The organism is Lysinibacillus sp. NPDC093688 (genome assembly GCF_050280145.1).
Classification (GTDB): domain Bacteria; phylum Bacillota; class Bacilli; order Bacillales_A; family Planococcaceae; genus Lysinibacillus; species Lysinibacillus xylanilyticus_B.
In genome coordinates, this window is sequence record NZ_JBNNUX010000069.1 from 1 (window position 1) to 9,937 (window position 9,937).

Sequence of the window (9,937 nt, forward strand, 5' to 3'; positions counted from 1 at the left end):
ACGATTAAACGGCTTGAGTCCTTTAGAATTCAGGGCTCAAGCCGCTTAATACATTTTTTATTATTTCCACTGTCTACTTGACAGGGAGCAGTTCATAGCGGGCAGGGTGGCTATTTCTTTTTATTTTGAGAGACAATAATGCTAGGCATCAGTGTAAGTACTGCAATTAGTAAAGACTTCACTGTTCAATCAATTATGCCTCGGCATAATTGCGTCGGGAAACGGCTTTGTGTTTTGGCCTGCAAGGTTAGTTGAAAAATGAACAAGAAAGTGTTGTAAAATAATGTGAGAAACTGAAGACTTAGGAGATGTGTTAATTTGGCTTATATTCACGAGTTTGGAATAGTTGAATGTATTGAAAAAAATAAAGAGTATGTTAGTTATGAACCCGAAAAATATAATTGCATAGGTGTAGATGGGGACCTTTTTGATGAACTTATGTCTAAGGATTTTGGTGAAAAAATGAATCATCTAGAAACATTCGCACATAACACAAATAGACCTTATAAAAGCCTCGCCTATTTTGGAATAACATTGATACCGTCGAGTTCTCATAAACAATTTTTAAATATGGTTAGTGAAGCAAACGACGAGTACAAATCAGAAGAACTTGAAGAATTGATGAAAAAAATAGCTGAGGCAATAAAAGAAGATAGATGGTTGATTCATTATGGTGTTTAATTTTGTCAATACATACATGTAAGCTAAGAGGTGATTGTTCGATTAGAGCAATCGCTTCTTGTGCTAACGGCGTAGTTTAGTTGAGTAAAAAAATGAATTGGAGGTCGAACAGATATGAAACAGAGGGAATTGTTAAATGGTTTGAAGAACATTGTGTATCTCTGAAAGATCTCAAATTTTTTCAAAATAAAAATGGTGAAAGGTAGATATAAATCCTACTCTCATTCACCATTTTCTTACTACTAGATTATGTCTCTATGATCCTCATACGTGTTAAACACTTTTCACTTAAGATAACATCCGCCTCACCCCCTTTCAAAAGGGAGTTCAGCCGCCACCTGCTTTATGAATTGTTGCTACTGCTAGTCTACCAATTTTATGAAATATATTCTACGGAAAATCCTCAGAAGATTGATGTTTTTTCACCTGTATCGTTAGTCTGGTGAAAGACTATACTCTACATTTGCCGCTTCATGAGCATGAATCCAGAACTACGTTATTACCTAAAAAAACACTAAAGAATACCTTTGTTATTCTGACAATTTAGCTAACGACTCTTTCAAAAGCTGCAGTTCAGGAATTGATAACGTAACACCCTTCCCCATCTTTGTATGACCCTCCGACCAATCTCTAATATCGTATTTCGGTTCACGATCATTCCAACTAATTAAATTCAATTCTTTTTTCCAGCCTTTATTGCCCTCAGATAATACCGCAATCGTTTCAATAATTTCGTATTTAATTTCTGCCATATGTATTCCTCCTTAATGTTACTGTAATAAGAACTATATCCTGAAATAATAGGATTATCAAACGTGACAACGCATATATAATTACACGTACAAAGAACTGAAATTTTTACTTTAATTTGTGTACTTTCTTTAGTTTCTATACTTCAAGTACTCATGGCAACCTTATTGCCAATTCAGGCTTTTCCACATTGTAATTACTTTATATTTACTTACTTGCTTTGAGTTTCTGATTTAAACGATGCTAATAGAGTTTTTTAAAAATATAAAAGTGTAAAAAAGATGATAATTTATGACCGCAGAATGATTAGTATGAGCACAGCATTACCACGATTATTAATCAAAAATAATGACGCCTGCTCTATACAGTCATCATCTTCTTTAAGTTGCCTAAAGCTTAATGTCCTTTACAAAGGGTACACATTATATTATTGTCAGCTTTTCTTTTTATTTTTTTGTAGGCATCATTTCAATTTGATCAACAATGAATTCATTCTTGGCACTATCGAATTTATATGTGATGTTGAAATCAGCTACATATACTGGAGATACTCCGACAGATCCTGGCATGTTTAATTTTATTTTTTGATTCTCCAATGCATAAACAACTACACCGCCGAAAGCAAGTTCATCTTGATTTAAATTTGGCGCGGGATCAAAATCATAATCAAATTTAGATTCTTTTCCTTGCGCTTTAGCTGTAATCGTTAATGTACCATCATCATTTTTAACAACTTTAGATTTAATTTCATTAGCAACAATATCTTCATAGCTTTGAACTTTAATCTCTGATAAATCCTCAACACTAATAACATGAATATCATGGTTATCTAATCCTGTTCCTCGGCCGGTTTGGATTATAATTACGACTTCTTCCTTACCATCATTTGTAAGATCCGTATAGAATAACTGGGGTTCAGTGCCTGTATTAGGGATTTCCCAGTCAAAGTTTTTTTGTTTACCATCAATATCCAAAACTACGCTTTTTATTTCATTTTTTTCTTCATTAAGTGCGTAAAGTTTAACTGTTTTATCATCAGAAGCTGCAATCAATTTTGCATCATTCTTTTGCTCCGACTGCGTTGTTCCCTGTTCACTAGAAGTTTTTACTGTCTCTTGCGTAACTGTTGTTGACTTATCTAAACTACATCCAGATAGTGTGATAACACTCAACAACATCAATGTACCAATTTCTTTTTTCAATTTCTACGCGCCCCTTCCGCCCATTATTTTACAATGTGCTACATGCAATATAACATGCACCTCTTCTGCAGTAAAATAAAGTCTAGGAACAACATTCATTATTAAAATAACATCCATCGGAGGCTTTAAGACAACAGATGTTCTTTTGTGCGAAACGAAGTGCTAACGTAGCGACAGCAACATTACAACCGAACTAGGTAGTAACGACAAGGATAAGCCGTCCCTTGTCATTACTGCCTTTTTGGTTCAATCACTAATTTTTGGGTTACCTTATAATCAAATACCAAAAATATATTATTATAATCAAATATATCTTTTAGAAAATAATATAAATATATGATTTCCATTAAAATACGGATATTTTTAACTGTAGATTTATAACTTTGGTATTGTTATTATAATAAAGTAATTTTTTAGAAAGGAGGTTTTCTTGTGTACGATTCTTATAATTACGATGATATCGATATGGCTCTTAGTGGTTTTTTTCTCGTTATTATGTTAATTGGCCTTGTGTTGAGTATTGTAAGCTATGTTATTAGTTCACTTATTTATTATAAAGCATCAAAAATAAATGGTTTTGGCGATCTAGCTTATATTGCATGGATTCCAATTATTAACGTTTATAGCCTTTTCTTATTAACGGCAAAGGGTGAAGATAACGCAACTGTTCGTGGCGCAGCGAAAAAGAATGCTCTTATTTACGTTGGATTAATACTTGTTTCATTTATTCCGTTTCTAGGTATTATTGCTTCATTAGGTCTTTTAGGCTTTACTTTGTATTTCACTTATCGCCTGTTCTATCGTTGGACTGGTGAAACTGGGAAAGCTGTACTTTATATCATTTTATCGTTCATTACATTCGGACTATTCTATTATATATACGGTTTAATAAAAATGAATAAACCTTTCGTTGCATAAATACATATGCACGTACAAAAACCTCTTTACACCTTTCAAAGGTTAAAGAGGTTTTGAACTTATTTATACTTTAGAATTTCCTAACCTTTAGGAAAGACCTCACTTTTAAACTGCGCGCTCATACATACTATACCGCTACTATTTTCACCCACTACTAAGATCAAGTTCACTATCACCATTTTTTTGAAAAAGAAGTTAGCTAACAAGAAGGGTTTAAGACTTTCAGGACCTACGCCTATACAAAAAAGCTCAGCTTCCCTCTTCCCCCTGTACTTCAATTAAATATATACCTTTCGAAAAGCCTCCGCGTTGCCTCTTCTTCTGATTACGTATTTGTTCTAATTGTTTGTAGGATACATCGTACATTTGTATAGCTGTATGTACTAGTTCTAAAATATCCGCAAGTTCCTCAATGGCCTCTTTTGGAGAGGCTGCCTCTTGAAATTCTAATGCTTCTTCTTGCATTTTCGCTTTTATTTCTTCTAAATGTTCTCTTTGTTCTAATATTCTTACGTTACAGGTTTTACCCCCTGCTTCAATTACTTGTGGAATTAAATAACGTACTAATTTATTGTACACCGGCATGACCACTGCCTCCTTTTAAATACTATTATTTTCCATATTTCTGCTGAATCGTTTGAATATGTTGTTTTTTGATTTCATCGGTCACTTGCATTTGAGGCACAAGCTTATTGTAAATTGCTTGAATATCGTCTTGAGAGAAAAGCTGTCTTGCAGTTTGCTTTTGTGTTTGGATAAAACGCCTTAAATTCTCTCGTTTTATAACATGTACATTTTGAGAAGTTACTGCCACTTTTTTCAATGTGCAGCGCTCACTAAAGACAATGACGGAATGAATTGCTTCATTCGGAAGTTCTAAGAAATCTTGAATTGCACGTATATGCGTAGCATTTTGACGGATCGGATTGAAAAATTTATATTTTTTCTTATTCGGCATCGTTTGTGTCCATTGCTGTTGTGTTTCATTGCCAAAAATCCAACCACTATAGTTTTTTGACTCAATCACATATAGACCCGTTCGATCAATAAATAGAAGGTCAATTTCCGTTAATTCATCTGAATTTCTCTTTGGAACATATACATTTAATAATTGCCTATGACTTTGTAAGGCATGCTTCTCAATAATTGTCGATGTTAAGTACTCACCATTTCTCCCTTTATTGAGTTTAACTGCAAAGAAATTATTTTTTGTCAGTTTATAATAGACACTTTTCCGATAACTTTTTTCCATGAGGTAAAAGCTTAAAACTATCAATACAAAAAATATAATTAGCAACACAAACTCCCCTATCCTATTATTATTTTACTTAATAAAAAACAATAATTCCCAATAGTATTATACCAATTTTACCAAGTATATTTTTTGCATTTCTATATTAATTCTCAAATATTTATAAGGAGATTTCTTATAGATTTACTAAGCAGTCTTGTTCAAGCATGATTTTAAAATCATTACCATTGAATTAAGGATAATATTTGTAGATATATTGCTTTAGTAAAACAAAAATTTAGCAGCTTTCAAATGTCCAAAAAAGGAGTCTTTGAAAAAAATAAAATTTTCTAATGGAAAAAAGACGTTTATTCACATTAGAATAAACGTCTAATTTTATATAATAAGTTAAATGATCAAGTCATTTTATGCTACAAGTGTAGTAATATCGTCCTTCTTTTCCGCAACTAAATGATTGGTTGCAAGGCTTACTACAATAGCTACTGCACAGTTAATAATAACAGCAATCATTCCTGTGCTGATGTCATTAATTACGTGTGGGATGTTCGGGAAAAAGTCAATTAGTTTATGTGATGTTATGGCACCATAAAATACGATTCCTACACCAATTAAAATCCCTACCATAGTACCGATTTTGTTAAGAATGCGATTTTTATAGAAACTAAACAAGAGGGCTGGAAGAAGTTGTGTTATTAAGCTGTATGACATAATGTTTAAGATTGCTAGTGCATCCCCTCCAGTAATCGTGAAGATGAAAGCAACCAATATTATAGCAAATACAAACATTTTTGAAGCAAATAACTGTTGGCGATCTGTTGCCCTTGGTTTCACAAGCTTGTAAAATCCAGTCATTAATCCAATTGAAGCAGACATTAACATAACAGATGCGGGTACTAAAGCAGTTAATAACCCAGCAGCACCGACAACACCTACTATCCAAGGATCAAATGTTTGAATCGTTAAGCGGAGTAATGATAAATCTCCTTCAGCCCCTTGTAATCCTGGAATCTCTATAATGGCTGCAAAACCTATGAAAAATGCGAATAAGAGTAATAGCGTATATAAAGGTAAGGTAATGGCATTTTTCTTCAATGCTTTTGCACTCTTAGATGATAATAATACGGAAAAGGAGTTTGGTAATAAATAAAATCCGAACGCATTTAATATAATCGTTGAGACAAACCAAGAAATACTTAATCCAGAACTAGCGAGAGTTAGGCTTTCTGGTTTTATTTTTTCTACAGCTTCAAATAGAGGTTGCACCCCTCCAAAATAATGGTATGGAATATAAATTCCTAAAAATACAATGACTCCTAAGATCATGATATCCTTTAATACAGCCGTCCAAGCAGAGCCATGGATACCTGAAATGGTAACATACATTGTAATAATTATGGCACCAATAGTACTAGCCATAATTGGGCTAATTCCTCCATATGAAGCCTCTGAAACAATAATACCTAACCCTTTTAATTGTATAACTATATATGGAATCAATGCGATAGCACCCAAAAACGATACAACTAATCCTAATATCGGACTTTTATAGCGGGAGGCAAAATATTCTGGTTGAGAAATAATATGGTGATCTTTAGAATAGTTCCAAATCTTTGGTGCAATCCAATAAGATAAAACATATGCTAAACAAATATATGCAGGTACATAAAAAGCAGCGGCTCCATTCGAATAAGCCCAACCACTACCACCAAGAAATGTAAAAGTAGTATAAACTTCTCCTGCAATTAGTAGGAACACGAATAATGTACCAAAACCTTTATTACCAACAGCAAATTCGTCGACATTCATTTTTTTTCCATGTGTTGCTCGGATACCAAGGAAAAGAGCAATCAATGCAAATACAAAAATAATCAGTAAAGCTATATTCATTATTCATCGCCTCCTTGGTTTTCAGGATCCAATTTATACACAATTGCTAATATTAATGACGATAAAATCATCCAGAAAATAATCCAGAACAGGAGAAAAGGTAAACCAAGAATATAAGGCTCTATTTTATTTGCAAAGGGCAAACATAAGCACATTCCAATAAACGGTATCAACAATAACAGTTTAATGTTTTTCATATAAGCCTCCTTTGAATTTCCTTTTTATCGTACAAAAAAGAATATAACCCTCGGATTAACGAGAATAAGCCTGGAAATTTGGAGTTTAAAACACGGATTACTTTTTCAAAGACATCGCAAATAACTATGGTAAGAGAACATATTCACTTGTAAGTTGCATATCATTGGATGCACGTAAAATTCGGTCTTTAAAGGTAAGGAAATTATCGGCTTTTTGTAATTCAAATGGACAGCTTGAAATTTAAGAGTCCCCCAGCCTCATCACTATATTTTCGTTTTAGAGCGTTCGAAAAGAATAGCGCCATCTAATATTGTTAATTCGACTTGAATATCTTTTAATTCTTGTGGAAGGGTTTTCAAAATACTTCGATCAAGTACAATTATATCTGCTAATTTACCGGGTTCTAAACTACCCTTTATATCCTCGTCAAAACTTGCATATGCACCGTTATAGGTATATAGACGAATAGCTTCAAGAACATCTATTTTTTGTTTTTCACCAAATGAAGTTCCTTCGGCAGTGAGTCGATTGACCGCTTCGTGAATTCCAATAAACGGATTGTAGGTTGTAACTGGTGAGTCTGACCCAGCAGCAGTAATAATTCCTTGATCAATAAAGTCTCGTGCAGAATACATAAAGTCAGTACGTTCACCGTAGTTCGTTAAATAACTTTCACCAAATTCATACGGAAATGGTGGATTAGGTATTGGAATCATCTTTAACTCTTTCATTCGTTGCTGTAAATCGGGGCTTGAAATTCCAGCGTGTTCAATGCGATGTCGATGATTTTCACGAGGATTTTCTTTTAAAGCGCGTTCTACAACATTCAAATACGTTTCAATAGCTTGGTCACCTTGTGCATGTACAGTAATTTGATAGCCTAATTCATGTGCTTTACCAAGTACTTCATAAATTTCATCCTCGGTGTAATATAAGATTCCATGATCGTCTGGATTGCTTGTATAACCTTCACGGGTAGCAATAGTCGGACCAGTACTACTACCATCTGTAAACAATTTAGCAGGACCCACTTTAAAGAATTCATTTCCAGTTCCAGTTACCACCCCAGCTTCCATCATATTTAATGTGAACTGTTTACAGTCATTTAAACTAGCAATCATCGCATAGACACGAATTTTCAAGTCTCCTTTTTGGGAGGCTAATTGTAACATTCGGTAATTTTCTTTTGTAAACGTTCCAGCTTCATGAACGCTTGTAATACCAACTTTTAAGAAATGTTGCTGCGCGATTTGAATAGCTTGATAAACTTCTTCATTTGAAAAAATTGCAAACCCACTAAACTGCATATAAGCATTTTCAATCAATCGTCCAGTTAGTTGACCTTTTGCATCTCTTTCAATTAAGCCTCCTTGGGGATCAGGTGTTGTTTCGTCAATTTCTGATAAACGTAAAGCAACTGAATTTACAATTCCGATGTGACCGCAAGTACGGGTAATGGCAATCGGGTGGTCTATCGTAATGTTGTCCAATTCTTCAAGCGTAGGATATCGTTTTTCCTTAACTGTTTGTTCATTGAAACCCCAAGCGCGAATCCACTGACCCTTTGGTGTAGTAGCAGCTTTGTCTTTTAAAGCAGTCAAAATTGCATCTACGGAGTCCATCCCTGGCTCTTTACAGCTAATACTGAGTTGAGAAGTACCATACATGACCAGATGTAAGTGAGCATCAATAATTCCTGGTAAAATTGATTTTCCTTCCAAGTCAATTACTTGTGTAGAATCACCAATTAAACCTTTTATCTCCTCATTCGAACCGACTGCTACTATTCTGTTATCAGAAATCGCTAGAGCCTCTCGGATAGAGTCTTGTCCATCTACAGTAATTACTTCACCGTTTAAAAAAGCAATGTTCGCTTGCATTTAAATCCCCCTCACTACATATTTTGAATAATCAGAGAAAAGAGACTGTGTTAGTCTATTCATTTATTTTACTAAAAATAGATTGTCTTATATTTTTACAAAAGGTAAGTAATTTTACATTTATTTAGACAAAAGGTTAAAAGGGTTAAAGCCCATTCGTAAAAAGGTTAAGTGCTATATTTTCTATCACTTTTTCACCTTCATAGAAAGCACATTTATGCTGTTCCTTACCGAAGTTCAAAATTTCTATAGGTATAATCAGTAATCAACTCTTACTATTCTGTTATTAGAGACTTTCCATTTTTCTCTTTCTTCGATGGATTTTAAAATATGCATAAAATGATTCTTCACCACTAGACTTATAATAATCCCAAATTCATTTTTACAATTAGATTAATCTTTTATCAAAAATTCATCATAGAAATAAGATACATCTTATCCTAAAATAGTATATATGTACGATTATCACTAATTACCTAATATTTTCCACTATAGATTTAACACTTTAGTCCTGTTATTATTAGGAAGTATTTTTTTGAAAGGAGGTTTTCCAATGTACGATTCTTATTATTCTACTAATGATACTGATGCCTTTTTTGCCGGTTTTTTTCTCATCATTATGTTAATTTTCCTTGTGATGGGTATTGTAGGCTATATTATTAGTTCACTTATTTATTATCAGGCATCTAAAGCAAATGGCTTTGATGATCTTGCCTATGTCGCTTGGATTCCTGTTATTAACGTTTACAGCCTTTTCCTATTAACTGCAAAGGGTGATGATGACGTAACAGTTCGTGCCGAAGCAAAAAAGAATGTTCTAATTTATGCTGGATTTTTACTAGTTTCATTCATTCCATTTATCGGTTTACTTGCCTCATTGGGTCTTTGTATTTATGTTTTGTATTTCACATATCGCCTCTATTATCGTTGGTCTGGTGAGCCTGGAAGAGCAGTACTTTATATTATTTTATCGTTCATTACATTCGGACTTTTCTATTTTATCTACGGCTTAATGAAGATGAATAAACCTTTCGTCGCATAATTACATTTGGGCAAAATAGAAAACCTCTTTACGTGAACTGCTCCCCAATTGTTAGACACATCTAACAATTGGAGGTGCAGTTTTTTTATGGTCAAATATACTGCCGAAGATAGATTACAAGCTGTTG

At 33.6% G+C, this 9,937-nt stretch carries 10 protein-coding genes; 3 read left to right on the forward strand and 7 right to left on the reverse strand.

Features of this window, described 5'->3' with window-relative positions; genetic code table 11:
• Positions 1-318 precede the first annotated feature (318 nt).
• Positions 319-681 carry a hypothetical protein gene (locus tag ACQKN2_RS24365; RefSeq protein ID WP_427417225.1) on the forward strand — a complete coding sequence of 121 codons (363 nt, stop codon included), beginning with the start codon at positions 319-321 and terminating at the stop codon, positions 679-681.
• Positions 682-1,211: 530 nt separating this feature from the next.
• On the opposite strand, the gene ACQKN2_RS24370 is transcribed toward ACQKN2_RS24365, so the two are convergent.
• Complete coding sequence (locus ACQKN2_RS24370) at positions 1,212-1,433, reverse strand: YdbC family protein (RefSeq protein WP_427417226.1); 222 nt, start codon at positions 1,431-1,433, stop codon at positions 1,212-1,214.
• Positions 1,434-1,877: 444 nt separating this feature from the next.
• Complete coding sequence (locus tag ACQKN2_RS24375) at positions 1,878-2,633, reverse strand: hypothetical protein (RefSeq protein ID WP_427417227.1); 756 nt, start codon at positions 2,631-2,633, stop codon at positions 1,878-1,880.
• Positions 2,634-3,065: 432 nt separating this feature from the next.
• Here ACQKN2_RS24375 and ACQKN2_RS24380 point away from each other — a divergent pair, with 432 nt between their 5' ends.
• Positions 3,066-3,551 (forward strand): hypothetical protein, encoded by a 486-nt coding sequence (locus tag ACQKN2_RS24380; RefSeq protein WP_427417228.1) that lies wholly within the window; start codon positions 3,066-3,068, stop codon positions 3,549-3,551.
• Between the two features lie 249 nt (positions 3,552-3,800).
• Here the strand turns inward: ACQKN2_RS24380 and ACQKN2_RS24385 are convergent, their stop codons facing one another.
• From ACQKN2_RS24385 to ACQKN2_RS24405, 5 genes are all read right to left on the reverse strand, one after another.
• Positions 3,801-4,136, reverse strand: a complete 336-nt coding sequence (locus tag ACQKN2_RS24385; protein WP_427417229.1) for a nucleoside triphosphate pyrophosphohydrolase — start codon at positions 4,134-4,136, stop codon at positions 3,801-3,803.
• Positions 4,137-4,161: 25 nt separating this feature from the next.
• Positions 4,162-4,848 carry an NERD domain-containing protein gene (locus ACQKN2_RS24390; RefSeq protein ID WP_427417230.1) on the reverse strand — a complete coding sequence of 229 codons (687 nt, stop codon included), beginning with the start codon at positions 4,846-4,848 and terminating at the stop codon, positions 4,162-4,164.
• Positions 4,849-5,208: 360 nt separating this feature from the next.
• Positions 5,209-6,690, reverse strand: a complete 1,482-nt coding sequence (locus ACQKN2_RS24395) for a sodium:solute symporter family protein (protein WP_427417231.1) — start codon at positions 6,688-6,690, stop codon at positions 5,209-5,211.
• Entirely contained in the window at positions 6,690-6,887 is a 198-nt protein-coding gene (locus ACQKN2_RS24400; protein WP_427417232.1) for a DUF3311 domain-containing protein, read from the reverse strand. Before ACQKN2_RS24400 ends, ACQKN2_RS24395 begins: the two co-directional genes overlap by 1 nt.
• 264 nt (positions 6,888-7,151) lie before the next feature.
• Positions 7,152-8,768 carry an amidohydrolase gene (locus ACQKN2_RS24405; protein ID WP_427417233.1) on the reverse strand — a complete coding sequence of 539 codons (1,617 nt, stop codon included), beginning with the start codon at positions 8,766-8,768 and terminating at the stop codon, positions 7,152-7,154.
• Positions 8,769-9,321: 553 nt separating this feature from the next.
• Here ACQKN2_RS24405 and ACQKN2_RS24410 point away from each other — a divergent pair.
• On the forward strand, positions 9,322-9,810 hold the full coding sequence (locus tag ACQKN2_RS24410; RefSeq protein ID WP_427417234.1) for a hypothetical protein: 489 nt from the start codon (positions 9,322-9,324) through the stop codon (positions 9,808-9,810).
• Positions 9,811-9,937: the final 127 nt, after the last annotated feature.

Excerpts from the sequence above, each read along its gene's own strand:
- ACQKN2_RS24370 (WP_427417226.1), bottom strand. The coding sequence starts at position 1,433 with ATGGCAGAAATTAAATACGAAATTATTGAAACGATTGCGGTATTATCT.
- ACQKN2_RS24385 (WP_427417229.1), bottom strand. The coding sequence starts at position 4,136 with ATGCCGGTGTACAATAAATTAGTACGTTATTTAATTCCACAAGTAATT.
- ACQKN2_RS24395 (WP_427417231.1), bottom strand. The coding sequence starts at position 6,690 with ATGAATATAGCTTTACTGATTATTTTTGTATTTGCATTGATTGCTCTT.
- ACQKN2_RS24400 (WP_427417232.1), bottom strand. The coding sequence starts at position 6,887 with ATGAAAAACATTAAACTGTTATTGTTGATACCGTTTATTGGAATGTGC.
- ACQKN2_RS24405 (WP_427417233.1), bottom strand. The coding sequence starts at position 8,768 with ATGCAAGCGAACATTGCTTTTTTAAACGGTGAAGTAATTACTGTAGAT.
- ACQKN2_RS24410 (WP_427417234.1), top strand. The coding sequence starts at position 9,322 with ATGTACGATTCTTATTATTCTACTAATGATACTGATGCCTTTTTTGCC.